25 protein-coding genes are annotated in these 24,750 nt (G+C 60.6%); 1 reads left to right on the forward strand and 24 read right to left on the reverse strand.

Translation table 11 applies throughout. The features are described 5' to 3' along the window. The 18 genes from rpsE to rpsJ all read right to left on the reverse strand — a co-directional run bounded on the left by rpsE (nt 1) and on the right by rpsJ (nt 9,219). Nucleotides 1-735 carry a 30S ribosomal protein S5 gene (rpsE, locus tag M1D88_RS15210; RefSeq protein WP_458111611.1) on the reverse strand — a complete coding sequence of 245 codons (735 nt, stop codon included), beginning with the start codon at nt 733-735 and terminating at the stop codon, nt 1-3. Then, on the reverse strand, nt 732-1,115 hold the full coding sequence (rplR, locus tag M1D88_RS15215) for a 50S ribosomal protein L18 (RefSeq protein WP_458111612.1): 384 nt from the start codon (nt 1,113-1,115) through the stop codon (nt 732-734). Before rplR ends, rpsE begins: the two co-directional genes overlap by 4 nt. Nucleotides 1,116-1,117: 2 nt before the next feature. Next, nucleotides 1,118-1,654: a 50S ribosomal protein L6 gene (gene rplF, locus M1D88_RS15220; protein ID WP_458111613.1), complete on the reverse strand. Its 537-nt coding sequence runs from the start codon at nt 1,652-1,654 to the stop codon at nt 1,118-1,120. A gap of 18 nt (nt 1,655-1,672) precedes the next feature. After that, entirely contained in the window at nt 1,673-2,071 is a 399-nt protein-coding gene (gene rpsH / locus M1D88_RS15225) for a 30S ribosomal protein S8 (protein ID WP_056425243.1), read from the reverse strand. A 93-nt stretch (nt 2,072-2,164) separates the two neighbouring features. Then, entirely contained in the window at nt 2,165-2,746 is a 582-nt protein-coding gene (gene rplE, locus M1D88_RS15230) for a 50S ribosomal protein L5 (RefSeq protein WP_309076384.1), read from the reverse strand. Further along, nucleotides 2,746-3,105 (reverse strand): 50S ribosomal protein L24, encoded by a 360-nt coding sequence (gene rplX / locus M1D88_RS15235; RefSeq protein ID WP_066436866.1) that lies wholly within the window; start codon nt 3,103-3,105, stop codon nt 2,746-2,748. Before rplX ends, rplE begins: the two co-directional genes overlap by 1 nt. A 3-nt stretch (nt 3,106-3,108) precedes the next feature. Further along, nucleotides 3,109-3,477, reverse strand: a complete 369-nt coding sequence (rplN, locus tag M1D88_RS15240) for a 50S ribosomal protein L14 (protein WP_003803789.1) — start codon at nt 3,475-3,477, stop codon at nt 3,109-3,111. Nucleotides 3,478-3,836: 359 nt separating this feature from the next. Beyond that, nucleotides 3,837-4,148 carry a 30S ribosomal protein S17 gene (gene rpsQ, locus M1D88_RS15245; protein ID WP_458111614.1) on the reverse strand — a complete coding sequence of 104 codons (312 nt, stop codon included), beginning with the start codon at nt 4,146-4,148 and terminating at the stop codon, nt 3,837-3,839. After that, on the reverse strand, nt 4,145-4,480 hold the full coding sequence (gene rpmC, locus M1D88_RS15250) for a 50S ribosomal protein L29 (RefSeq protein ID WP_281507255.1): 336 nt from the start codon (nt 4,478-4,480) through the stop codon (nt 4,145-4,147). The genes rpsQ and rpmC overlap by 4 nt, the downstream gene beginning before the upstream one ends. 2 nt (nt 4,481-4,482) lie before the next feature. After that, nucleotides 4,483-4,899, reverse strand: coding sequence for a 50S ribosomal protein L16 (gene rplP, locus M1D88_RS15255; protein WP_003803795.1), 417 nt, complete (start codon nt 4,897-4,899; stop codon nt 4,483-4,485). After that, a complete protein-coding gene (gene rpsC / locus M1D88_RS15260; protein WP_458111615.1) occupies nt 4,900-5,748 on the reverse strand; it encodes a 30S ribosomal protein S3 in 849 nt (282 codons plus the stop codon). Continuing rightward, entirely contained in the window at nt 5,749-6,114 is a 366-nt protein-coding gene (gene rplV, locus M1D88_RS15265) for a 50S ribosomal protein L22 (protein ID WP_458111616.1), read from the reverse strand. It lies immediately after the preceding gene. Between the two features lie 38 nt (nt 6,115-6,152). Then, nucleotides 6,153-6,434, reverse strand: coding sequence for a 30S ribosomal protein S19 (rpsS, locus tag M1D88_RS15270; protein ID WP_018773666.1), 282 nt, complete (start codon nt 6,432-6,434; stop codon nt 6,153-6,155). A 12-nt stretch (nt 6,435-6,446) separates the two neighbouring features. Further along, on the reverse strand, nt 6,447-7,286 hold the full coding sequence (rplB, locus tag M1D88_RS15275; RefSeq protein ID WP_214968817.1) for a 50S ribosomal protein L2: 840 nt from the start codon (nt 7,284-7,286) through the stop codon (nt 6,447-6,449). A gap of 29 nt (nt 7,287-7,315) precedes the next feature. Then, nucleotides 7,316-7,621 (reverse strand): 50S ribosomal protein L23, encoded by a 306-nt coding sequence (gene rplW / locus M1D88_RS15280; RefSeq protein WP_011692807.1) that lies wholly within the window; start codon nt 7,619-7,621, stop codon nt 7,316-7,318. Beyond that, the gene (gene rplD, locus M1D88_RS15285; protein ID WP_247046533.1) at nt 7,618-8,238 is read right to left on the reverse strand and encodes a 50S ribosomal protein L4; all 621 of its coding nucleotides are present in this window, start codon (nt 8,236-8,238) and stop codon (nt 7,618-7,620) included. The genes rplW and rplD overlap by 4 nt, the downstream gene beginning before the upstream one ends. Before the next feature lie 4 nt (nt 8,239-8,242). Continuing rightward, the gene (gene rplC, locus M1D88_RS15290) at nt 8,243-8,893 is read right to left on the reverse strand and encodes a 50S ribosomal protein L3 (protein WP_003803812.1); all 651 of its coding nucleotides are present in this window, start codon (nt 8,891-8,893) and stop codon (nt 8,243-8,245) included. 17 nt (nt 8,894-8,910) lie between these two features. Then, the gene (rpsJ, locus tag M1D88_RS15295) at nt 8,911-9,219 is read right to left on the reverse strand and encodes a 30S ribosomal protein S10 (RefSeq protein ID WP_038464699.1); all 309 of its coding nucleotides are present in this window, start codon (nt 9,217-9,219) and stop codon (nt 8,911-8,913) included. Between the two features lie 430 nt (nt 9,220-9,649). Here rpsJ and M1D88_RS15300 point away from each other — a divergent pair, with 430 nt between their 5' ends. Continuing rightward, on the forward strand, nt 9,650-11,077 hold the full coding sequence (locus M1D88_RS15300) for a GH1 family beta-glucosidase (protein WP_458114543.1): 1,428 nt from the start codon (nt 9,650-9,652) through the stop codon (nt 11,075-11,077). A gap of 204 nt (nt 11,078-11,281) precedes the next feature. Here M1D88_RS15300 and M1D88_RS15305 read toward each other — a convergent pair whose 3' ends face one another. The 6 genes from M1D88_RS15305 to M1D88_RS15330 all read right to left on the reverse strand — a co-directional run bounded on the left by M1D88_RS15305 (nt 11,282) and on the right by M1D88_RS15330 (nt 24,712). Then, nucleotides 11,282-15,193, reverse strand: a complete 3,912-nt coding sequence (locus tag M1D88_RS15305) for a hypothetical protein (RefSeq protein WP_458111617.1) — start codon at nt 15,191-15,193, stop codon at nt 11,282-11,284. A 723-nt stretch (nt 15,194-15,916) separates the two neighbouring features. Next, a complete protein-coding gene (gene tuf, locus M1D88_RS15310) occupies nt 15,917-17,107 on the reverse strand; it encodes an elongation factor Tu (RefSeq protein WP_247041846.1) in 1,191 nt (396 codons plus the stop codon). 261 nt (nt 17,108-17,368) lie between these two features. Next, nucleotides 17,369-19,483: an elongation factor G gene (gene fusA / locus M1D88_RS15315; protein ID WP_458111618.1), complete on the reverse strand. Its 2,115-nt coding sequence runs from the start codon at nt 19,481-19,483 to the stop codon at nt 17,369-17,371. Nucleotides 19,484-19,551: 68 nt separating this feature from the next. Beyond that, nucleotides 19,552-20,022 (reverse strand): 30S ribosomal protein S7, encoded by a 471-nt coding sequence (gene rpsG, locus M1D88_RS15320; RefSeq protein ID WP_011692813.1) that lies wholly within the window; start codon nt 20,020-20,022, stop codon nt 19,552-19,554. A 1-nt stretch (nt 20,023) separates the two neighbouring features. Then, the gene (gene rpsL, locus M1D88_RS15325; protein WP_009358312.1) at nt 20,024-20,398 is read right to left on the reverse strand and encodes a 30S ribosomal protein S12; all 375 of its coding nucleotides are present in this window, start codon (nt 20,396-20,398) and stop codon (nt 20,024-20,026) included. 414 nt (nt 20,399-20,812) lie between these two features. Beyond that, a complete protein-coding gene (locus M1D88_RS15330) occupies nt 20,813-24,712 on the reverse strand; it encodes a DNA-directed RNA polymerase subunit beta' (RefSeq protein WP_458111619.1) in 3,900 nt (1,299 codons plus the stop codon). Nucleotides 24,713-24,750 lie beyond the last annotated feature (38 nt).

Consider the following 24,750-nt stretch of genomic DNA (forward strand, 5'->3'; position numbering starts at 1 on the left):
TTAGACACCTGCCTTCTGGTTCTGGTTCAGAAGAGCGCGCACCAAAGCAGCCGGAGCAACCTCGTCCAGGGGCAGGCCACGACGGGCTGCCACAGACGCGGGCTCTTCCAGGCGCTTCAGAGCGTCAACAGTCGCGTGAACGATGTTGATGGCGTTGGAGGAACCGAGCGACTTGGAGAGGATGTCGTGGATGCCCACGCACTCCAGTACTGCACGGACCGGACCGCCGGCGATAACACCGGTACCGGCGGAAGCCGGACGCAGCATTACGACGCCTGCAGCAGCTTCGCCCTGCACACGGTGCGGGATGGTGCTGCCAACGCGGGGAACGCGGAAGAAGGACTTCTTGGCCTCTTCAACGCCCTTAGCGATTGCTGCGGGAACTTCCTTCGCCTTGCCGTAGCCGACGCCGACCATACCGTTACCGTCACCAACGACGACGAGTGCGGTGAAGCTGAAGCGACGACCACCCTTGACGACCTTGGAGACGCGGTTGATGGTAACAACGCGCTCTACGAACTGGCTCTTCTCGGCTTCGCGGCCGCCGTCGCGGCCACCACGGCCACCACGGTCGCCACGGCCCTGGCCACGGTCGCCACGCTCGCCACGACGAGCGCCACCACGGCGGTCATCAGCGGCTGCGGGGGCAGTGGTCTCAGTGGCTTCAGCAGCTGCGGCAACGGATGCCTTCTGATCTGCAGACACAGTGTCCTTTTCCTTGTTTGCTTCCGTCACAGTGACAGCCCACCTTCACGTGCACCGTCAGCAACAGCTGCGATCCGACCGTGGTACTTGTTACCACCGCGGTCGAAGACTACAGCTTCGATACCGGCGGCCTTGGCGCGCTCAGCGACGAGTTCGCCAACGCGCTTGGCCTTGGCAGTCTTGTCGCCGTCGAATGCACGAAGGTCGGCTTCCATTGTGGAGGCGCCAGCCACGGTCAGGCCCTTGGTGTCATCGACAACCTGGACGAATACGTGGCGTGCGGAACGGTTGACGACCAGACGAGGACGTACAGCCGTACCTGAGAGACGCTTGCGGATACGAAGCTGGCGACGGCTGCGTGCGGCAGACTTGCTCTTGTTCGTACGCTTCTTGTTAATTGCTATGGCCATGGTTACTTACCAGCCTTTCCGACCTTGCGGCGGATGACTTCGCCGGCATAGCGGATGCCCTTGCCCTTATAGGGGTCCGGCTTCCGCAGCTTGCGAATGTTGGCAGCAACTTCGCCGACCTGCTGCTTGCTAATTCCAGAGACAGAGAGCTTGGTCGGACCCTCTACTGCAAAGGTGATGCCGTTCGGTGCAGAGACATTGACGGGGTGGCTGTAGCCCAGAGCGAACTCCAGGTCAGAACCCTTGGCCTGAACGCGGTAACCGGTACCGACAATTTCAAGCTTCTTCTCGTAGCCTGCGGTGACACCCTGGATCATGTTGGCGATCAGGGTGCGTGTCAGGCCGTGCAGCGAACGGGAGGCGCGCTCGTCGTTCGGGCGGGCGACAGTCAGGGTGCCTTCTTCCAGGGATACCTCGATCGGGCTGGGCACAGTGTGGCTCAGCTCGCCTTTGGAACCCTTGACGCTGACGACAGAGCCGTCAACCTTGACCTCAACGCCGGCAGGAACGGTGATGGGGAGACGTCCAATACGTGACATTATTCTCTTCCTTTCCCGTTACCAGACGTAAGCGAGGACTTCGCCGCCCACGCCCTTCTTGCCGGCCTGCTTGTCAGTCAAGAGGCCGGAAGAGGTGGACAGGATTGCGACACCCAGGCCACCGAGCACGTGCGGCAGGTTGGTGGACTTTGCGTAAACGCGCAGTCCCGGCTTGGAAATACGACGAACGCCAGCAATTGAACGCTCGCGGTTCGGGCCGAACTTGAGCTCGAGGGTCAGCTTCTTGCCAACCTCAGCGTCTTCTTCTTTCCAGGAGGCGATGTAACCTTCGGCCTTCAGGATGTCAGCGACGCGTGCCTTGAGCTTGCTGTAAGGCATAGACACGGAATCGTGGTATGCCGAGTTTGCGTTGCGCAGACGCGTAAGCATATCTGCGACAGGATCTGTCATAGTCATGTGGGCTCTTGCCCTTCCTCATAACGGTTTCCGCTGGCTGGTCCGGGAATCAATTCCCAGTACCTGGTCAGGCGGACCTTTTATGTAGCTAGATTAATCTTCGGTCTTGAACGGGAAGCCAAGCGCCTTCAGCAGCGCGCGGCCTTCGTCATCGGTCTTTGCAGTGGTGACAACCGTGATGTCCATACCGCGAACGCGGTCAATGGAATCCTGGTCGATCTCGTGGAACATAACCTGCTCGGTCAGACCGAAGGTGTAGTTGCCGTTGCCGTCGAACTGCTTGCCGCTGAGGCCGCGGAAGTCGCGGATACGGGGCAGTGCGAGGGTTACCAGGCGGTCCAGGAATTCCCACATGCGGTCTCCACGCAGAGTTGCGTGTGCACCGATGGGCATGCCTTCGCGCAGCTTGAACTGAGCGATCGACTTGCGGGCCTTGGTGACCTGGGGCTTCTGGCCGGTGATCAGGGTGAGGTCGCGGACAGCGCCGTCGATCAGCTTGGAGTCCTTGGCGGCATCTCCAACACCCATGTTCACGACAACCTTGACCAGGCGCGGAACCTGGTTAACGTTCTCGTACTTGAATTCCTCAACAAGCGTGTCCTTGATGGAATCCGCGTACTTGGTCTTCAGACGAGGAACGATCTTGCTTGCCGGAGTCTCGAGAGTCTCAGTCATTAGATGTCCTTCCCGGAGCTCTTGGCCACGCGTACGCGCACTTCACGCTTCACGCCATCGCGCTCAACGGTCTCGGTGCGGAAACCTACGCGGGTGGGCTTCTTGGTGGACGGGTCAACCAGAGCCACGTTGGAGATGTGGATTGAAGCCTCAACGACCTCGATGCCACCGGTCTTGGTGCCGCGCTGCGACTGACCGACCTTGGTGTGCTTGGTTACGCGGTTAATGCCTTCAACCAACACGCGGTTGGTCTCAGGGAATACGCGCAGAACCTTGCCCTGCTTGCCACGGTCGCCGCCGCGCTCAGCCTTGGCGCCAGTGATGACCTGAACGAGGTCACCCTTCTTGATCTTAGCCATGGACTACAGCACCTCCGGAGCCAGAGAAACGATCTTCATGAACTTCTTGTCACGGAGCTCACGACCAACCGGTCCGAAGATACGGGTGCCGCGGGGGTCACCGTCGTTCTTCAGGATCACAGCTGCGTTCTCGTCAAACTTGATGTAGGAACCATCCGCACGGCGGCGTTCCTTCTTGGTACGGACGATGACGGCCTTAACCACATCGCCCTTCTTTACGTTGCCGCCCGGGATTGCGTCCTTGACGGTAGCGACGATGACGTCGCCAATGCCTGCGTAGCGACGGCCAGATCCACCGAGAACGCGAATGGTAAGGATTTCCTTAGCACCCGTGTTGTCGGCGACCTTGAGTCGCGACTCCTGCTGAATCACTGTTTACTCCTTGCGTCGCGCGGGTTCTCAGACCGAAAATCTTCCTACGGAATGAGCCTTGCGGAACGGTTGATCGGGGTGTCTCTTGACCTGCCTGGATTTTGCCAGACCAGGCCTAAACTCCCGTGCCAAAAACATTTGCTTCCCAAGCGGATTCTGACTGATCAGGACGCAAGGGGGCACTATGCCGTGGCACGATTGTTTACGAGGTTGATGACGGCGCACGAACGGCGCCATACAAACTCAATATCCTAGCACAATTCTTCCGGGTCCCCATATCACAGGGAGACGCGGAAACCCCCGCTCCCAAAGGGAACGGGGGTTTCCAGTGCAGCTTCGTCTCAGCGAAGCCGCTGGTGTTACTTGGCCTTTTCGAGGATCTCCACAAGCCGCCAGTTCTTGGTGGCGGACAGCGGGCGGGTCTCAGCGATGAGCACGAGATCGCCGATGCCGGCGATGTTCTGCTCGTCGTGAGCCTTGACCTTCGAGGTGCGGCGAATGACCTTGCCGTACAGGGCGTGCTTCACGCGGTCTTCAACCTGGACAACGATGGTCTTTTCCATCTTGTCCGAGACCACGTAGCCACGACGCGTCTTACGGTAACCGCGCTGCTCAGCCGTAGCTGCCTCAGCAGAAACAGTTTCCGTCACGTTCTCGTCCTTTTCACTCACTTGGCGTCCTCCTCGGTCTCAGCTTCGGCCGGCTTTTCAGCCTTCTCAGCCTTGGCTGCTGACTTCTTGGACTTCTTTTCTTCCTTGGCTTCCACAACCGGTGCGGCAACCTCGGCACGAATGCCCAGCTCGCGCTCACGGAGAACGGTGTAGATGCGAGCGATGTCCTTCTTTACCGCGCGCAGACGACCGTGGTTCTCCAGCTGACCGGTGGCGGACTGGAAACGCAGGTTGAACAGCTCTTCCTTGGACTTGCGGAGTTCTTCAACGAGACGCTCGTTGTCGAAACCGTCCAGCTGTGCGGGTGCGAGATCCTTCGACCCTACTGCCATTTCTATTCACCACCTTCGCGACGCACAATGCGTGCCTTCAACGGGAGCTTGTGGATTGCAAGGCGCAGGGCCTCGCGAGCTACCTCTTCATTGACACCGGAGAGTTCAAAGAGAACCCGGCCCGGCTTGACGTTTGCAACCCACCACTCCGGAGAACCCTTACCGGAACCCATACGGGTTTCAGCAGGCTTCTTTGTCAGCGGACGGTCCGGGTAGATGTTGATCCAGACCTTGCCGCCACGCTTGATGTGGCGGGTCATTGCAATACGTGCGGATTCGATCTGACGGTTAGTGACGTATGCCGGGCTCAGAGCCTGGATGCCGTACTCACCGAAGGAGACCTTGGTGCCGCCCGTAGCAGCGCCGGAACGACCCGGGTGGTGCTGCTTACGGTGCTTGACTCGACGTGGGATAAGCATTTAAGCCTGTCCTCCTTCTACTGCAGCGGGTGCAGCCTCAACTGCCGGAGCGGCTACTGTCGCTTCAGCTGATGCTGCTGCTGCTTCGGCTGCCGGACGGTCGGTACGACGGCGGCGGTCACCACGGTCAGCGCCACCGGGGCGGCCCGGGCGGTCGCTGGCACCACGGCCGCGGGACGGAGCAGCAGCTGCCTGCTGTGCCAGTTCCTTGGCGGTGACGTCACCCTTGTAGATCCAGACCTTCACGCCAATGCGGCCGAAGGTGGTCTTGGCCTCGTAGAAGCCGTAGTCGATGTTCGCGCGGAGGGTGTGCAGGGGCACACGGCCTTCGCGGTAGAACTCCGAGCGGGACATTTCTGCGCCACCCAGACGACCGGAGCAAGCGATACGGATACCCTTGGCACCGGCGCGCTGTGCGGACTGCATTGCCTTCTTCATCGCACGGCGGAAAGCCACACGTGAGGTCAGCTGCTCTGCAACGCCCTGGGCAACAAGCTGGGCTTCCATTTCGGGGTTCTTGACCTCGAGGATGTTCAGCTGAACCTGCTTGCCGGTGAGCTTTTCGAGCTCGCCGCGGATGCGGTCTGCCTCGGCGCCGCGGCGGCCGATAACGATACCCGGACGTGCCGTGTGGATGTCCACGCGGACACGGTCGCGGGTGCGCTCGATCTCAACCTTGGCGATACCGGCGCGCTCCATGCCCGTGGACATGAGCTGGCGGATACGGATGTCTTCGCGAACGAAGTCCTTGTACCGCTGGCCTGCCTTGGTGCTGTCAGCGAACCAGTGCGATACGTGATCGGTGGTGATGCCGAGTCGGAACCCGTGCGGGTTTACTTTCTGTCCCACTTAGCGAGCCTCCTCTTTCTCCGGGGTAGCGACTACCACGGTGATGTGGCTGGTGCGCTTCTTGATCTGAAATGCACGACCCTGAGCACGCGGCTGGAACCGCTTCATGGTCGGGCCTTCATCAACAAACGCTTCGCTGATGATGAGGTCACCTTCGTCAAACGCCATGCCGTCGCGGTCCGCGAGGACCCGGGCGTTGGAGATTGCCGACTGTACTACCTTGAATACCGGCTCAGAAGCTGCCTGGGGGGCAAACTTCAGAATTGCCAGAGCCTCGTTCGCTTGCTTACCACGAACAAGGTTGACGACGCGCCGGGCCTTCATAGGCGTTACGCGGATGTGACGCGCAATTGCCTTGGCTTCCATTGCTTTCCTTCTCTCGTCTTTGACGTAAGTGCAGGCGCCTAGCGGCGCTTGCCCTTACGGTCGTCCTTGACATGGCCGCGGAATGTCCGCGTGGGAGCGAATTCGCCGAGCTTGTGCCCGACCATCGACTCGGTGACAAACACCGGAATGTGCTTGCGTCCGTCGTGCACGGCGATCGTGTGGCCGAGCATGTCGGGGACGATCATCGAGCGGCGGGACCAGGTCTTGATGACGTTCTTGGTGCCCTTTTCGTTTTCCCTGGCTACCTTTACAAAGAGGTGCTGGTCAACGAAAGGACCTTTTTTCAGGCTGCGTGGCATGTGTCCAGGCTCCTATCGCTTGTTCTTGCCAGTACGACGGCGACGAACAATAAGCTTGTCGCTCTCTTTGTTGGGGCGGCGGGTACGGCCTTCAGGCTTACCGTTCGGGTTGACCGGGTGACGTCCACCGGAGGTCTTACCTTCACCACCACCGTGCGGGTGGTCAACCGGGTTCATGGCTACACCACGGACTGTCGGGCGGACGCCCTTCCAGCGCATACGGCCGGCCTTGCCCCAGTTGATGTTCGACTGCTCAGCGTTGCCCACTTCACCGATGGTTGCGCGGCAGCGCACATCGACGTTGCGGATTTCGCCGGAGGGCAGACGCAGCTGGGCGAAACGGCCTTCCTTGGCGACGAGCTGTACAGAAGCGCCGGCGGAGCGTGCCATCTTGGCGCCGCCACCCGGACGCAGTTCAACTGCGTGGATAACGGTACCCACCGGGATGTTGCGCAGGGGCAGGTTGTTGCCAGGCTTGATGTCAGCGTTGGCACCTGCCTCTACGAAGTCGCCCTGGGACAGCTTGTTCGGCGCGATGATGTAACGTTTGGTGCCATCAACGTAGTGCAGGAGGGCGATGCGAGCCGTGCGGTTCGGATCGTACTCGATTTCGGCAACGCGGGCGTTGACGCCGTCCTTGTCGTGGCGACGGAAGTCGATCAGACGGTACTGGCGCTTGTGTCCACCACCCTTGTGACGGGTCGTGATCTTACCGGAGTTGTTACGGCCACCCTTTTTGGGCAACGGACGTACCAACGACTTTTCCGGCGTCGACCGCGTGATTTCAGTGAAGTCCGCTACGCTCGAGCCGCGACGGCCCGGGGTAGTCGGCTTATATTTACGGATTCCCATAATTCATTTCCTCGTTAAAGTGGTCTCCGCTACGCGAGCGGACCGCCGAAGATGTCGATAGTGCCTTCTTTGAGGGTGACAATCGCACGCTTGGTGTTCTTGCGGGTACCCCATCCGAATTTGGTCCGCTTGCGCTTACCGGCACGGTTGATGGTGTTGATCGATTCGACCTTGACGGAGAAGATTTTCTCCACGGCCAGCTTGATCTCGGTCTTGTTCGAGCGGGGGTCCACCAGGAAGGTGTACTTGCCCTCATCGATCAGGCCGTAGCTTTTTTCCGACACGACAGGTGCAAGCACGACGTCGCGGGGGTCTTTGATGGTGGCTGCACTCACTTGGCATCCTCCTCGTTCTTTGCAGCCTTGTCAGCAACGAATGCTTCGTAGGCAGCCTTGGTGAAGACTACGTCGTCAGAAACGAGAACGTCATAGGTGTTCAGCTGGTCTGCGTACAGAACGTGAACTTCCTCGAGGTTGCGCACGGACAGTGCTGCAACATCGTTGGCGCGCTCAATGACAACGAGCAGGTTCTTGCGCTCGGAAACGCCGCGCAGTGTTGCCAGTGCTTCTTTGGCAGACGGCTTGGTGCCGGCAACCAGTTCAGCAACAACGTGGATGCGTCCGTTGCGGGCGCGGTCAGACAACGCGCCGCGCAGTGCAGCAGCAATCATCTTCTTGGGGGTCCGCTGGCTGTAGTCACGGGGTGTGGGGCCGTGGACAACGCCACCACCGGTCATGTGAGGAGCACGGATTGAACCCTGACGGGCGCGGCCGGTGCCCTTCTGCTTGAACGGCTTGCGACCGGCACCGGAAACTTCGGCGCGGGTCTTGGTCTTGTGGGTACCCTGGCGAGCAGCAGCGAGCTGTGCAACGACGACCTGGTGCAGCAAGGGCACGTTGGTCTGAACGTCGAAGATCTCTGCAGGCAGGTCAACCTTGACAGTGCTAGTCATTGAACTAGGCTCCCTTCACGGCAGTGCGTACGAGTACGACCTGGCCGCGGGCACCGGGAACGGCGCCCTTGATCAGGAGCAGCGACTTCTCGACGTCAACCGCGTGAACGGTGAGGTTCAGCGTGGTGTGACGGACGGCGCCCATGCGGCCGGCCATTTTCATGCCCTTGAAGACGCGGCTCGGGGTGGATGCGCCACCGATTGAACCGGGCTTACGGTGGTTCTTGTGGGCACCGTGGGAAGCTCCAACGCCGTGGAAGCCGTGACGCTTCATAACACCGGCGAAGCCCTTACCCTTGGTGGTGCCAACGACGTCGATCTTCTGGCCGGCTTCGAAGAGCTCAACTGAAAGCTCCTGGCCCAGCTCGTAAGAGTCAGCATCTGCAGTGCGCAGTTCGACGACGTGACGGCGAGGCGTGACGCCTGCCTTTTCAAAGTGACCAGCCAGCGGCTTGGTGACCTTGCGGGGATCGATCTGGCCGTAGCCGATCTGAACGGCGACGTAGCCATCAGTCTCTGCATTGCGCAGCTGAGTGATGACGTTCGAGTCAGCCTGGACCACAGTTACGGGGATGAGCTTGTTGTTCTCGTCCCAGACCTGGGTCATGCCGAGCTTCGTGCCCAGCAGGCCCTTTACGTTACGGGTTGCGGTCATAGTCTCTCAGCACCTCCCTACAGCTTGATTTCGATGTTCACGTCGGCAGGCAGGTCGAGACGCATAAGCGAGTCGACGGCCTTCGGCGTGGGATCGATGATGTCGATCAGACGCTTGTGAGTACGCATTTCGAAGTGCTCACGGCTGTCCTTGTACTTGTGCGGAGAGCGGATAACACAGTAAATGTTCTTCTCCGTCGGAAGCGGCACCGGGCCAACAACCGTTGCGCCTGCGCGCGTGACCGTCTCAACGATCTTCCGTGCTGAAACGTCAATGACCTCGTGATCATATGACTTCAGCCGGATGCGGATTTTTTGTCCCGCCATGTCGCCTGACTCTCTTTCAGTCTGTAGCTTCCCCCGAATTAGGGCTGCCCTGTTTACTTTCGTGTTGCATGTGGCTGCCGAAGCATTTGAAGTCGTGACTACCACCCGCCGCACAAGCTGAATCCGGACGTTTCCGGGTTCCTCAACCTGCCGACGTAACCGACCCCCGCGGTCGGGCGTGTCGCGCTTCTTACGCGCAGCAGCCCGCAGTTCCATGGGGAGTGGGTTATGTTTGGTCTTCCACTTGGACCCTGACACCCGGCATTATCCGGATCGGGACGCGAAGAAGCGCTTGAACAACTCATCTAGTATGCCGGATTTTATCCACAGAAGCGAATCAGTCGGTATCCGTGCCCATGAGGACCCCTCGCTCCTGATTCTCGCCAGGCCGGTTATTGCCTTCAGCAACTGCCGATTAGAAGATAAGGGCATGACTGTGCAGGATCCTGTGTCTGTTCAAAGTCTGGCCAGCCGGCTGCGGCCAGGCTTTACGCTGGGCGTGGCCACGGCCTCTTTTCAGATCGAGGGCGCCCTCGCCGCCGACGGAAGGGGGCCGTCCGGCTGGGATGCATTTGCCGAGAAACCCGGTGCCATTCTTGACGGACATTCGCCTGCTGTTGCCTGCGACCACTACAACCGTTCTGCCGAGGATATAGCGCTGATGCGGGACCTGGGGGTCGACTCCTACCGTTTCTCCCTTTCCTGGCCGCGTATCCAGCCTGACGGCACCGGGCCTTTCAATGGCCAAGGCCTTGATTTTTACGATCGCCTCATTGACCAACTGCTCGGCGCCGGCATATCCCCCATGGCCACCCTTTATCACTGGGACACTCCCCTGCCCTTGGAGCACCAGGGCGGGTGGATGAACCGCAATACCGCGGAGCGGTTCGCCGAATACAGCGCGGCTGCGGCCGAGCGGTTCGGTGACAGGGTGGCCCAGTGGGTAACTCTCAATGAGCCCGTCTCGGTGACCCTTAACGGCTACGCCCTCGGTGTTCATGCACCCGGCCGGGACCTGCTGTTCAACGCATTGCCCTCCATTCATCACCAACTGCTCGGCCATGGTCTCGCAGTGCAGGCACTCAGGGCTGCCGGAGTCAAAGGCGGCATTGGCGTGACGAACCTTCACTCCCCTGTGCGCCCGTCAACCTCCAAGCCGGGCGACAGGCTCGTAGCCAGGGTGTTCGACACGCTGATGAACAGGATCTATGCGGATCCTGTTCTGCTGGGGAGGTACCCGAAGCTGCCCCTCGTGGCCCGGCCATGGCTGCGTTCCATGGGAAAAATTTCCGACGCCGATCTCCGCACCATCCATCAGCCCCTGGATTTCTACGGCCTCAACTACTACTACCCCGTGAAGGTCGCCTTGGGCCGCGGCGCAGTAAGCCTGCCAGCAACTGCTGCCGCGATCGCGCGTATGCCGTTCCACGAGGTGGGCTACCCGGAGTACGGCACAACGGGATTCGGCTGGCCTGTGGCGCCGGAGCACCTTGGTGTCCTGCTGCGGGAACTCAAAGACAGATATGGTGCAGCGCTGCCGCCTGTGTTCGTGACGGAGAGCGGTGCCAGTTTCCCTGAACCCGATCATGTGTCAGGTCCCATCGACGACGCCGACAGGATCAGTTACCTCTCAGGCCACCTGGGCCATGCCCTGGACGCTACCGCGCCCGGCGGAATCGCGGAGGATGTGGAACTGCTGGGGTACTACGTTTGGACGCTGCTGGACAACTTCGAGTGGGCCGCCGGCTACTCCCAGCGGTTCGGTCTTGTCCACGTGGATTTTGACACCCTGGAGCGAACCCCCAAGGAGTCCTTCTACTGGCTGCAGGCTCTTAACAGGGCGCGCCGAACTTCATAACCGAACCTGCTAACCAGCGCCCAGCGCAGGTTCGCCTCAATTAATTGGGCTACTTGTTCTTGTTTGCCCTGTTGATACGTTTTACGCGATCAATCTCTTGGCGGAAGTGGTTTTTCGCCCAAAAGACTCCGGCTACAACAACTACAGCTACCACCAGGAATATCAGCCAACCCATGCCGGCTCCTCTCGTCGAAATCAACACTATCAGGGGCCACCGACAGGTTCTTTGCCGTTTTGCGCCCGTTCGGGAGTGCCGGACGCGGTGGGTGGCTGGAACCCCTCCGGCGTGCCGGGAGGCGAAATTCCAAAGGCTCCGGACGTCCCCGAAGAATCAGCCGCTGCTGGTTTCGTCCGGTTCAGCCGCCACACCGCAAAGATGATGAGGGCGACGGCCATGAGCGCCAGAAGAGCAAAAGTGTACTGACGCATCGCCCACATCAGGCAGAGCGTGACGCCCGCCGCTCCCCACCAGACGAAGAGAGTTTCGTTACGGGCCGCACCGACCAGCAGCAGGATAGCCAGAAGCACCAGCACCCAGAGCTGCTGGCTCTGAGTACCACCAAAAACTATGGCGACACCACTTGCCGACAACAGCGCCGCTCCCGCGCCCAGAATTACTCGGGCCGGCATGGTTTGGCCAGCCATGAACCTCAACGCAGCGAGCAGGGCGGCCAGAATCACGAACCACTGGGCTGCCCAGAACGGATCCGGTCCCTGACCTTGCCCGCCATTGAACAGAACTGCACGTTGGATGGACGCGGTAACTGCGAGGGCGCCAAGTTCGGCTGCCAGCCGCCGGTTCCTCTCAGGTGCCTCCAACCAGCAGGCGAGGGACACGGCTGCCACCAGAGCCGCCGAAGCTCCGGCAGTTGCATCTTCACCCATCCCTGCTGCTGCTACAACAGCCAGGCCGGCGATTCCTCCCGCGGCCAATGACCAGCGCCGCACGGGGTCGGCCGCGAGCTGCTGGTGGTTGACCCACCGTCCGAGGTACATGACTACGGCAACAAGTCCACATCCTGCCAGCCACGGAAGATAGCTGCCCCAAGGTTCGTCTCCGACAGAAACCATGTTGAAGGCAGTCACGTTAGCACCAACCAGCGCGGCAACCGCGGCCGGCGGGTACAAAGCCCCGATCCGTTCAAGATGGGACGCCACAAAACAGACAACGGAAACAACAAGGATGGACATGCCGGCAATCCAATCGGCAGCCAACGGCGACACCGCATAAGCCGTGACTGCCGCGGAGCCAGCAGCTGCCAGCCAAAGCCGGTCTTCGATATCTGGAATCGGCCGGTGGCTGTAGGCGGCCCCACTCCGGCTGGTTTTGCCGGCCGCAAGATGAGGTCGTCGGCTGACGATGCCGAAAGCAGCACCTGCAAGCGAGAGAGCGAGCAGTACCAAGGCAACGCCGTCGTGATTCAATACGGGGGCTGCCAGGAAAACGGCCTGCTGTTCCGGCCCTGCCCCTGAGCGAAGCAGCGGCCCGAGAGCCATCACACCGAAGACAGCGGCGTAGACAGTCAAGTAGATGGCGCCACTGGCCTTGAAGGAGCGGCTGGCAATGACCGCCGAGGCCAGCAGCAGCACCAGTTCCAAGAGAACCACCCAGCGCAGGCTTCCAGCATCCTGCCCGGAGGAAAGCCGTCCCAGTAGTATGGCGTGAATCGGCAGCGCTGCCTGAACAGCCAAGGTGGCCCAAACGGCAGCCTGCTGGTAAGAAATCTCCACCAGCCGGTTCCGCACCAGCCATCGAACCGCATGCTGGGCGGCAAGAACGAGGGCAAGTGACACGGCTACCGCCGAGGCAGAACCTGTGACGTCAGAGACCAGTACGACGACCAACGCAGCGGACAGTACTCGTACTCCGAGGAAATAGGCGCCCTTGGTCCGGTTTCCTTCGCTCACCATAACCATGGCCGTGCTGTAGACCGTAAGGATTCCCAGGATGAGTTCAACATCCAGGAGCTTGTCGCCGCGGACAACCAGCAGAAAGGCCAAAACCAGCGGAGCAAGGGATGCGGCCGGCACGTTCCCGCGCAGAACGAACCCCGAGCTTGCAGCACTCACCGCGAGCACAACAGCGCAGAGAGTACCCGGCCAGCCAGTGCCCGAATTGTCCGCTGACGATCCCAGCAGCAGCACGGCAATGGCTTGCAGCCCCAAGACCACAGCGACATCTGCCACCACGACCCCATGCCCGGGTGCCCGCTTGGGTGATAAGTGCCAGGACGCCAAGGGAAAAACCAGCTGCGCCCCCAGCACAAGGACAGCCACGAGGGACGGGGTAATGCTTTCACCGGCGAAAATCAAAGGCCCTGCCGCATCCGTGATCTGCTCAAAAACAGTCAGGCCCAGAACAGCGAACATGCCGCGGGCCATCCACCAATAGGTCCAGCGATGCTGAATGGCGGAAAGCCTGGCGCCAGATGCCGCCAAATAGGCCGCCGTCAGAAGCAGCGCCATGTTTCCCACTGACAAGGACACCTGGTTAAAGGCCAGCGGCACAAGAATGACGGAAGCCACCAGTGGCATCAGCTCGCCTACTGTGGGGATCCACCGCCCGCGGCTTCCTTCATTTTCCTGGTCTGGCGCTGCTGGAAGAGGGCCGTTCAACAACAGGAGCCAGCCGATGAGGAGGGCTGCCCCAAGTTGAACGAGGAGTACAGTACCCGTGAGGGCCTTGCCCGCACTGTCATCGAAAGACGGCATCGCGATCACAGCAAGTAACGCGGCAACCGCACTGCCTGCAAGCGTGGAACCGGGGGCAACTGTGGGAACACCGTCTTTTAGCAATCCGGCCGAGACCAGTTGCTGCACCACGAGGGTAAGGATGAAGGCCAGCAGAGCTCCGACGATGCGCTGGGATGACTCCCCCATCACCTCAAACACCACGAGCGGGACAGCCAATGTACTGGCGATACGGGCGCCGAGCACAAAGTAGCCGCGTCCGGCTCCAGGCCGCGCCGCCCTGGCCAGCCAGAACAGGACTGTGAGGATGAGGAAGATAGCCAGCTGCCACTCTCCCAAGAGGGGGCTTACAGATGCGGCAGCCATGATCGTCGCCACCGGCATCCATTCGGCTACTCCGAGCAGCCGGACCGCCAGTGTCATTCCGATCAGCAGCGTAGCCAGCAAGGGAAGCAAGACGGGCAGAGCAGGCGGACTGTAACCCGCTTCGAATCCGGCCCAAATAATCCAGGCCCACGAGCCAACGAGCTGGAGAGTGAATGTGGCTGCGGCGTCCCGGTTCCAACGCCTGGTATCCCCTGCGAGCCATTGCGTCATGCGCTGACGGGCAAATCCCACGGCCAGAGCCTGAATTGCCAGCAAAGCGGACATCGCAAGGGCCGTAGAGGAAGGCCGATCCGTCAGCTCCCAGACGATGGCCGCACCTGCAATGGTGAGCGCTGCCCGCGCGCCATAGAAGTTCAGGAGCCTGAAGCGACCCGGAACGGCGGCCACCACGGCCAGATACAAGCCGCAGAGAAACATCACCAGAGCGTATTCGGCTTTGGTGAACAGGATCGGAACCGAGGTAACGGATACAGCAACAGCCGGAACCACCAGCGGATGTAACTGGATCAGCGGCCTTATATAAAGCGGGGGAAGCCACCGCGGACGAACCGCGGTCACAAGCGTCAGGAGCACCGCCAGGCCGATCATTGCCGTGAAATACCAGACCAAGGCCCCGCCCAAAACGGATACCCCTGACCAGGTGCTGGAGATCACGAAGGTCAGCGACAGGTATGCAAGAACACGGCTTTCCAGCCTGACGGCAGCAAACGAGTAGGCGGCGAGGCCCAGCAATGACGTCGTCAGCCAAGCAATTGGCCCATCCTGCAGCGCAAAGTTGTACAAGGCCAGGCCCACCACGGGGATAAGAGCAAGGCCGGTTCCGGCAAAGGCGACGGCAGCAGGGCGCAGTCTGGGAACCTTTTGGTGCAGCACGAATCCCGCAGTGTAGAAGAGGGCCGTAATGCCACAAACGCCCGCAAACTTCAGAAGCGTCGGGAGATTGGTGCCCAGGAATAACGCGCCCGCGGCAACAAGGAGGAGGCTCGCAATGTACAGCGTGATGTTGATGTTTTGGCGGTCCCGTTTCTCCTTACGCACCCGCCGCTCCTCCTCAGATTCCTGAGGACTCGGCCATGGCTGCTGAGGCGGCGCGAAAGGCGGCTGTGGCAAAGCCGGGTTAGAAGTCGCAGAGGCAGTTACGGACGAGGGCAGCGCCGGTGCGGGCGCCGCCGTCGACTGGTGTCGAACTGGACCAGCTAAGGGTATCCATGGACGGTCCTGCTCGCTCACGAAGGGACTGCCTGCGTGCGGGAAATTGCCGGTGTTGATTGATTCTGGATGGAAGATGAAGCCATCTTCTGCCAGGTCCCGCCGTGCCCGCTCGGATGAGGGCCGCACCTCAAGTGGGCGAGGTGCGGCCGCTGGAGCCGATGCTTGTGCAATCGCATCCCGCCAGCCTTGGAGATGTCCGGCCTGAAAGCCTGCCTGGAAGGACCCGGCTCCTGGCAACTCCGCGTGCTGGGGAAGTTGCCGCGGGGCTTCCACAGCGTTTTTGTTGCCTGCTTTTCGTCCCCACAGGAAGCCAATCAGCAGAAACGCTCCCCCTATCAGGAGGAATTCGATGATCTGGTATGCCATCGACATGACGTGACCTTCCTGTGGGCATTCCGGGGAGCTGGAGGGATCAGTGCACTGCCCTGCTGCAATAAATCCATTGAATTGATTAATATTAGCAAAGAAAGGCCCCGCTGCACCAGCAGCGGGGCCTTTCAAAGTTCACGAGAGCCCTTACAAGGGCACCCGATCCACGATCAGCAAGAACTACTTGATGATCTTGGTAACGCGTCCTGAACCAACGGTGCGGCCGCCTTCGCGGATTGCGAAGCCGAGGCCCTCTTCCATGGCGATGGGCTGGATGAGCGCAACGGTCATCTCAGTGTTGTCGCCAGGCATAACCATTTCCGTGCCTTCCGGCAGGGTGATAACGCCGGTTACGTCCGTGGTGCGGAAGTAGAACTGCGGGCGGTAGTTGGAGTAGAACGGGTTGTGACGTCCGCCTTCGTCCTTGGAGAGGATGTAGACGTTAGCCTCGAAGTCGGTGTGCGGGGTGATGGAACCCGGCTTGACGACAACCTGGCCACGCTCTACGTCATCACGCTTCAGACCGCGGAGCAGGAGGCCACAGTTCTCGCCGGCCCATGCTTCGTCGAGCTGCTTGTGGAACATCTCGATACCGGTAACGGTGGTCTTCTGAATCGGGCGGATACCGACGATCTCGACCTCAGAGTTGATTGCCAGGGTGCCACGCTCGGCGCGGCCCGTAACAACGGTTCCACGACCGGTGATCGTGAAGACGTCTTCGATCGGCATCAGGAACGGCTTGTCACGGTCACGTACGGGGTCCGGAACGGACTCGTCGACAGCTTCCATGAGGTCCTCGACGGACTTGACCCAAACGGGGTCGCCTTCGAGAGCCTTCAGGCCGGAAACGCGAACTACGGGAGCGTCGTCGCCATCGAAGCCCTGTGCGCTGAGCAGCTCACGAACTTCCATTTCAACGAGGTCCAGCAGCTCTTCGTCGTCAACCATGTCCGACTTGTTCAGCGCGACCAGCAGGTAGGGAACGCCAACCTGGCGGGCAAGCAGAACGTGCTCGCGGGTCTGAGCCATCGGGCCGTCAGTGGCGGCAACCACGAGGATTGCACCGTCCATCTGTGCAGCACCGGTGATCATGTTCTTGATGTAGTCAGCGTGACCCGGAGCGTCTACGTGTGCGTAGTGGCGCTTTTCGGTCTGGTACTCAACGTGGGAGATGTTGATGGTAATGCCGCGCTGACGCTCTTCGGGAGCAGAGTCAATAGACGCGAAGTCGCGCTGCTCGTTGAGAGTCGGGTACTTGTCATACAGCACCTTGGAAATGGCGGCCGTCAACGTCGTCTTACCGTGGTCAACGTGACCAATGGTACCGATGTTAACGTGCGGCTTAGTCCGCTCGAACTTTGCCTTTGCCACAGGTTCCTCCTAGAACGTTTTCAAATGACTTACCCTTCAACCGCGCTTGTCGCGGCAGAAACTCCGGTAAGTCTACTTGGGGGCTTTGGATTGGTGAAATTGCAGATTCAGGAACTAATACTAGTCCCTAGAGCCTGTTCGCGCAGATGGCCGGGCCCGGCTTGACCAGGCTGCATCTAACCTGGCCACGGCCACCTGCACCAGGCGAATTTCCGGAGATCGGAAACGCACCCGAGTTTGTCGCTGGAACAGTCGCCAGGACTATTCGCCGCGGGTCTTCTGGATGATCTCGTCGGCAACTGCCTTCGGGACCTCGGCGTAGCTGTTGAACGTCATGGAGTACACAGCGCGGCCCTGGGTCTTCGAACGCAGGTCACCGATGTAGCCGAACATGCCGGACAGCGGAACGTGTGCACGAATAACCTTGACGCCCTGGGCATCTTCCATGGACTGCATCTGGCCACGGCGGGAGTTGAGGTCACCGATAACTTCACCCATGTATTCCTCAGGGGTGCGGACCTCGACATCCATCAGCGGTTCAAGCAGAACAGGATTCGCCTTACGTGCGGCTTCCTTGAAAGCCATACGTCCGGCGATCTTGAACGCCATTTCCGAGGAGTCAACATCGTGGTACGCGCCATCAATCAGCGTGGCCTTGATGCCGACGACCGGGTAACCGGCCAGGACGCCGTCGTTCAGTGCATCCTGGATACCGGCGTCAACCGACGGAATGTACTCGCGGGGAACACGGCCACCGGTGACCTTGTTCTCGAACTCGTACATTTCGCCCTCGGACGTGTCCAGGGGTGCGATCGCAATCTGGATCTTTGCGAACTGGCCGGAACCACCGGTCTGCTTCTTGTGCGTGTAGTCGTGACGCTCAACAGCACGCTTGATGGTTTCGCGGTAAGCAACCTGCGGCTTGCCAACGTTTGCCTCGACCTTGAATTCGCGGCGCATGCGGTCCACCAGGATGTCCAGGTGGAGCTCGCCCATACCGGCGATGATGGTCTGCCCGGTGTCCTCGTTGAGGGAGACCTGGAAGGTCGGGTCCTCAGCCGAGAGCTTCTGGATAGCCGTGGAGAGCTTCTCCTGGTCACCCTTGGTGTTCGGCTCGATCGCAACAGAGATCACGGGCTCCGGGAAGCTCATGGACTCAAGGACGATCTGGTTGCCGGAGTCACACAGGGTGTCGCCAGTAGTGGTGTCCTTCAGGCCGATCGCTGCATAGATGTGGCCGGCAGTAGCGCCCTCGACGGGCATTTCCTTGTTGGCGTGCATCTGGAACAGCTTGCCGATGCGCTCCTTCTTACCCTTGGTGGAGTTGACCACCTGGGCACCTGCTTCAACGTGACCGGAGTACACGCGGATGAAGGTGAGCTGCCCGAAGAACGGGTGGGCGGCAATCTTGAACGCGAGAGCCGAGAACGGCTCCTCGGAGGAAGGCTTACGAGTCAGTTCCTTCTCTTCGTCGCGGGGATCGTGACCGATCATCGGCGGGACGTCGAGCGGGTTCGGCAGGTAGTCCACAACAGCGTCGAGCATCGGCTGTACGCCGCGGTTCTTGAACGCTGAACCACAGAACACCGGGTAGATCTCGGAGTTGATGGTCATCTTGCGGATGCCGGCCTTGAGCTCGTCAATGGTCAGCTCTTCGCCCTCGAGGTACTTCTCCATGAGTTCCTCGGTAGCCTCTGCAACGGTCTCAACGAGAGTTGCGCGGTACTCCTCGGCCTTTTCGCGAAGATCGGCGGGGATCTCCTGGACCTCGTACTTGGCACCCATGGTGACGTCACCCTTGGAGTCGCCGGGCCAGACCAGTGCACGCATGTACAGGAGGTCCACGACGCCGATGAAGTCGTTCTCGGCACCGATGGGCAGCTGCATCACGAGCGGCTTGGCACCGAGGCGGCTGATGATGGTGTCGACGGTGAAGTAGAAGTCAGCGCCCAGCTTGTCCATCTTGTTGACGAAGCAGATACGCGGAACGTTGTACTTGTCAGCCTGGCGCCAGACAGTCTCGGACTGCGGCTCCACACCTTCCTTGCCGTCGAACACGGCAACGGCACCATCGAGGACGCGCAGGGAGCGCTCAACCTCAACGGTGAAGTCCACGTGGCCGGGGGTGTCAATGATGTTGATCTGGTTGTTTTCCCAGAAGCAGGTCACGGCGGCAGACGTGATGGTGATGCCGCGTTCCTTTTCCTGTTCCATCCAGTCGGTGGTCGAAGCGCCGTCGTGCGTTTCGCCGATCTTGTGGTTCACACCTGTGTAGAACAGAATGCGCTCGGTGGTGGTGGTCTTGCCGGCATCAATGTGGGCCATGATGCCGATGTTTCTGACCTTACTAAGGTCGGTAAGCACGTCCTGTGCCACGGTGTCTCCCTTTCGGATGGACTACACGTTCGCCGCCGGCTCAGCGAGCCGGCGGCGTTCGGGAAGTATTACCAGCGGTAGTGTGCGAAGGCCTTGTTCGACTCGGCCATCTTGTGGGTGTCTTCGCGACGCTTCACAGCGGCACCGAGACCATTGGAGGCATCCAGGATTTCGTTCTGGAGGCGCTCGGTCATGGTCTTTTCCCGGCGGGCCTTGGAGTAACCAACGAGCCAGCGGAGGGCGAGGGCGGTGGAGCGGCCAGGCTTGACCTCAACGGGAACCTGGTAGGTGGCGCCACCGACGCGGCGGGAGCGGACCTCGAGGGAAGGCTTGACGTTCTCCATGGCCTTCTTGAGGGCTGCAACCGGGTCTCCGCCGGACTTGGCACGGGCACCTTCGAGGGCACCGTAAACGATGCGCTCTGCGGTGGACTTCTTGCCGTCAACCAGGACCTTGTTGATCAGCTGAGTGACCAACGGGGAGCCGTAAACGGGATCTAGTACGAGCGGCCGCTTGGGGGCCGGACCCTTGCGAGGCATATTACTTCTTCTCCATCTTTGCGCCGTAGCGGCTGCGGGCCTGCTTACGGTTCTTGACACCCTGGGTATCGAGGGCACCACGGACGATCTTGTAACGGACACCCGGGAGGTCCTTCACGCGACCGCCGCGGACGAGCACAATGGAGTGCTCCTGGAGGTTGTGGCCTACACCGGGGATGTAGGCGGTAACTTCAACGCCACCGTTGAGGCGTACACGCGCAACCTTACGCAGAGCCGAGTTCGGCTTCTTCGGGGTGGTGGTGTAAACGCGGGTGCAGACACCACGGCGCATCGGGCTGCCCTTAAGCGCGGGGGCCTTGGTCTTTGAGACCTTCGGCGTGCGGCCCTTACGGACCAACTGGTTAATCGTAGGCACTTTCGTGTTCTCCGTTTTATCCGGAGCGGCCGCTGACAGCGCGCTCTCCTGTTGCTTTGCCCCGCCGCCCGAGCTTTGAAGAAGTCTCCAGAGCAGCTGAGGCGAAGCCTTAATAGTCTGATCGCAGACATAGGGAACGACCGACTCGCGTCATCAAAGGTCCCTAGGCATGCAAAAATGTGGCATACGTTGCACAAGAACCCTGCAAACCGGAAACGTCGCTCTGATTCAGCCTTTCAGCTGTATCGGCGCACTCATCCACTGCCACAATAACAATTGGTACCCAGTCTAACACGGACGGCCAGCAGACCTTAATCGGCCCGATGCAGGCCCCCTCCGCACGCATTAAACGGGGATGGTCCCCCACCTCGCGGTGCGGGACCATCCCTTTCTCAGACGTGAACAGACTGACTCTTAGCGGAAGTCGCTGCCGAGGTCGTAGTCATCCAGCGGGATGGCGTGGAACTCGGGAGCTCCGTCACCACCCAGCGAGTCGTAGGAGAAATCGCTGAAGGCGCTAGGGCCGGTGAAGAGGTTGGCCTTTGCTTCCTCGGTCGGTTCGACGGTCACCTCGGTGTAGCGCGGGAGACCCGTGCCGGCCGGGATGAGCTTACCGATGATGACGTTCTCCTTGAGGCCGAGCAGCGGGTCGCTCTTGCCTTCCATGGCCGCCTGCGTCAGGACGCGGGTTGTCTCCTGGAAGGAAGCAGCGGACAGCCACGACTCGGTTGCCAGCGACGCCTTGGTGATACCCATCAGTTCAGGACGACCGGAAGCCGGCGTCTTGCCCTCGGATACAACGCGGCGGTTGGCGTCCTCGAAGCGGCTGCGCTCAGCCAACTCGCCCGGAAGCAGATCTGATTCGCCGGACTCAATGACCGTGACGCGGCGCAGCATCTGGCGGACGATAACCTCGACGTGCTTGTCGTGGATACCGATGCCCTGGCTGCGGTACACGCCCTGGACCTCGTCAACCAGGAACTTCTGAGCAGCACGGGGACCCATGATGCGCAGAACCTGCTTGGGATCGACCGGACCGTTGATCAGCTTCTGGCCGACTGTGACGTGCTGGCCGTCTTCGATCAGGAGACGTGAACGGCGCAGTACCGGGTAGGCGATCTCTTCCGTGCCGTCATCAGGGGTGATGACGAGGCGCATCTGACGCTCGGACTCTTCAATGGTGATGCGGCCGGCTGCTTCAGCAATCGGTGCAACACCCTTCGGGGTACGGGCTTCGAAGAGCTCCTGGATACGGGGCAGACCCTGGGTGATGTCGTCGCCACCGCTGGCCGAAACGGCACCACCGGTGTGGAACGTACGCATGGTCAGCTGGGTACCGGGCTCACCGATGGACTGGGCGGCAATAATGCCAACAGCCTCACCGATGTCAACGGTCTTGCCAGTGGCCAGCGAACGGCCGTAGCACAGGGCGCAGGTACCGACGCTGGACTCACAGGTGAGAACAGAGCGGACCTTGACCTCGGTGATGCCGGCTGCGAACAGTTCGGCGATAACAACGTCACCGCAGTCGGTGCCGGCGGCAGCCAGCACCTTGCCCTTGGAGTCGACGACGTCGACTGCCAGGGTACGTGCGTAGGCGCTGTTCTCGACGTTCTCGTCCAGGGTCAGCTCACCGTTGGCGTCAGCCACGGCGATCGGAGTGACCAGACCACGCTCGGTGCCACAGTCCTCTTCGCGGACGATGACGTCCTGCGAGACGTCCACCAGACGACGGGTCAGGTAACCCGAGTTGGCGGTACGCAGCGCGGTGTCAGCCAGACCCTTACGGGCACCGTGCGTAGCGATGAAGTATTCCAGCACCGACAGGCCCTCGCGGTAGGAGGACTTGATCGGACGTGGGATGATTTCACCCTTCGGGTTGGCCACCAGACCACGGATACCCGCGATCTGACGGACCTGCATCCAGTTACCACGTGCACCGGAGGACACCATGCGGTTGATGGTGTTCATCGGGGAGAGGCTGTCACGCATCGCCTGGGCGATCTCGTTGGTTGCCTTGTTCCAGATCTCGATCAGTTCCTGGCGACGCTCGTCGTCGTCGATCAGGCCCTTGTCGTACTGGCCCTGGATCTTGGCAGCCATGGTCTCGTAACCGGCGAGGATCACGGGCTTGTCCTTGGGCACCTCGATGTCCGAGATAGCCACGGTGACGCCTGAACGGGTGGCCCAGTAGAAACCGGCATCCTTCAGGTTGTCCAGCGTTGCGGCTGTAACCACCTTCGGGTAGCGCTCGGCAAGGTCATTGACGATCCGGGACAGTTCGCCCTTGTCGGCAACGTCCTCAACCCACGGGTAGTCCTCAGGCAGGGTCTCGTTGAAGAGGACCTGTCCGAGTGAGGTCTCAACCAGCGCGGTCTGACCCGGCTCCCAGTCTTCAGGAGCTTCCCAGCCGGCGTAAGGGACAAAGCCCTCGAGCCGGATCTTGACCTTGGAGTTCAGGTGCAGCTCGTGGAGATCGTAGGCCATGATGGCTTCCGCGACTGAACCGAACACGCGGCCCTCGCCAGCTGAACCAATGCGCTTGGTGGTCAGGTGGTAGAGGCCGATGATCATATCCTGCGAAGGCAGGGTCACCGGACGGCCGTCGGACGGCTTCAGGATGTTGTTCGAGGACAGCATCAGGATGCGTGCTTCAGCCTGGGCTTCGGGGCTCAGCGGCAGGTGGACTGCCATCTGGTCGCCGTCGAAGTCAGCGTTGAAGGCGCCACAAACCAGCGGGTGAAGCTGGATTGCCTTACCTTCAACAAGCTGCGGCTCGAAGGCCTGGATGCCAAGACGGTGCAGGGTAGGTGCACGGTTCAGCAGCACAGGGTGCTCGGTGATGATCTCTTCGAGAACGTCCCAGACCTGCGGACGGTAACGCTCAACCATCCGCTTGGCCGACTTGATGTTCTGCGCGTGGTTGAGGTCAACCAGGCGCTTCATCACGAACGGCTTGAAGAGTTCCAGGGCCATCTGCTTGGGCAGACCACACTGGTGCAGCTTCAGCTGGGGGCCGACGACGATGACGGAACGGCCCGAGTAGTCAACACGCTTACCCAGGAGGTTCTGACGGAAACGGCCCTGCTTGCCCTTGAGCATGTCGCTCAGGGACTTCAGCGGACGGTTGCCCGGTCCGGTGACCGGACGGCCGCGGCGGCCGTTATCGAAGAGGCTGTCAACAGCTTCCTGAAGCATGCGCTTCTCGTTGTTGACGATGATCTCCGGAGCACCCAGGTCAAGCAGTCGCTTGAGTCGGTTGTTGCGGTTGATCACACGGCGGTAGAGGTCGTTGAGGTCGGAGGTCGCGAAGCGGCCACCATCCAGCTGGACCATCGGGCGCAGTTCCGGCGGGATCACCGGGACGGCGTCCAGCACCATGCCGAGCGGGCTGTTGTTCGTGGTCAGGAATGCGTTGACCACCTTCAGGCGCTTCAGGGCACGGGTCTTGCGCTGGCCCTTGCCGTTGGCAATGACATCGCGCAGGAGGTCGGACTCAGCCTGCATGTCGAAGTTCTCAAGACGCTTCTTGATGGCTTCGGCACCCATGGAGCCTTCGAAGTACATGCCGTAACGGTCACGCAGTTCGCGGTACAGGCCCTCGTCACCTTCAAGGTCAGCGACCTTAAGGTTCTTGAAGCGGTCCCAAACCTGTTCCAGGCGCTCGATCTCGGCGTCGGCGCGCTTACGCACGTTGGCCATCTGACGGTCCGCGGAATCACGGGCCTTCTTCTTGTCGGCAGCCTTGGCGCCTTCGCCTTCGAGACGGGCAAGCTCGTTCTCGAGATCGCGGGCGATCGTGGCGATGTCGGAGTCGCGGTTGTCAACCAGCTGCTTCTTCTCGATGTCGTGCTCAACCTGGAGGTTGGGCAGTTCCTCGTGACGGCTTTCGGCGTCGACACTGGTGATCATGTAGGCAGCGAAGTAGATGACCTTTTCGAGGTCCTTCGGTGCCAGGTCAAGGAGGTAGCCCAGACGGGAGGGAACGCCCTTGAAGTACCAGATGTGGGTTACCGGAGCGGCGAGCTCGATGTGGCCCATGCGTTCGCGGCGCACCTTGGCGCGGGTGACTTCAACGCCACACCGCTCACAAATGATGCCCTTGAAGCGCACGCGCTTGTACTTACCGCAGTAGCATTCCCAGTCGCGGGACGGGCCGAAGATCTTCTCGCAGAAGAGGCCGTCCTTCTCGGGCTTGAGCGTGCGGTAGTTGATGGTTTCCGGCTTCTTAACCTCGCCGTACGACCAGCCGCGGATGTCTTCCGCGGTAGCGAGGCCGATTTGCATGAGGCCGAAGGAGGATTCGCTGGACATATGGTCCCTGTTCTCTCTTGTTCTCTAAATTCTGAAGT

Source organism: Arthrobacter sp. R1-13 (genome assembly GCF_054161475.1).

What these genes read in the sequence shown, in the direction of transcription:
- rplB (WP_214968817.1), bottom strand. Translation starts at nt 7,286, where the DNA reads ATGGGAATCCGTAAATATAAGCCGACTACCCCGGGCCGTCGCGGCTCG.
- rplX (WP_066436866.1), bottom strand. Translation starts at nt 3,105, where the DNA reads ATGGCTAAGATCAAGAAGGGTGACCTCGTTCAGGTCATCACTGGCGCC.
- rpsS (WP_018773666.1), bottom strand. Translation starts at nt 6,434, where the DNA reads ATGCCACGCAGCCTGAAAAAAGGTCCTTTCGTTGACCAGCACCTCTTT.
- M1D88_RS15300 (WP_458114543.1), top strand. Translation starts at nt 9,650, where the DNA reads ATGACTGTGCAGGATCCTGTGTCTGTTCAAAGTCTGGCCAGCCGGCTG.
- rpsG (WP_011692813.1), bottom strand. Translation starts at nt 20,022, where the DNA reads ATGCCTCGCAAGGGTCCGGCCCCCAAGCGGCCGCTCGTACTAGATCCC.
- rpmC (WP_281507255.1), bottom strand. Translation starts at nt 4,480, where the DNA reads ATGGCAGTAGGGTCGAAGGATCTCGCACCCGCACAGCTGGACGGTTTC.
- rplP (WP_003803795.1), bottom strand. Translation starts at nt 4,899, where the DNA reads ATGCTTATCCCACGTCGAGTCAAGCACCGTAAGCAGCACCACCCGGGT.
- rplD (WP_247046533.1), bottom strand. Translation starts at nt 8,238, where the DNA reads ATGACTAGCACTGTCAAGGTTGACCTGCCTGCAGAGATCTTCGACGTT.
- M1D88_RS15330 (WP_458111619.1), bottom strand. Translation starts at nt 24,712, where the DNA reads ATGTCCAGCGAATCCTCCTTCGGCCTCATGCAAATCGGCCTCGCTACC.
- rpsH (WP_056425243.1), bottom strand. Translation starts at nt 2,071, where the DNA reads ATGACTATGACAGATCCTGTCGCAGATATGCTTACGCGTCTGCGCAAC.
- rpsJ (WP_038464699.1), bottom strand. Translation starts at nt 9,219, where the DNA reads ATGGCGGGACAAAAAATCCGCATCCGGCTGAAGTCATATGATCACGAG.
- rplV (WP_458111616.1), bottom strand. Translation starts at nt 6,114, where the DNA reads ATGGAAGCCAAGGCAATTGCGCGTCACATCCGCGTAACGCCTATGAAG.
- rplC (WP_003803812.1), bottom strand. Translation starts at nt 8,893, where the DNA reads ATGACCGCAACCCGTAACGTAAAGGGCCTGCTGGGCACGAAGCTCGGC.
- rplF (WP_458111613.1), bottom strand. Translation starts at nt 1,654, where the DNA reads ATGTCACGTATTGGACGTCTCCCCATCACCGTTCCTGCCGGCGTTGAG.
- rplE (WP_309076384.1), bottom strand. Translation starts at nt 2,746, where the DNA reads ATGACTGAGACTCTCGAGACTCCGGCAAGCAAGATCGTTCCTCGTCTG.
- rplR (WP_458111612.1), bottom strand. Translation starts at nt 1,115, where the DNA reads ATGGCCATAGCAATTAACAAGAAGCGTACGAACAAGAGCAAGTCTGCC.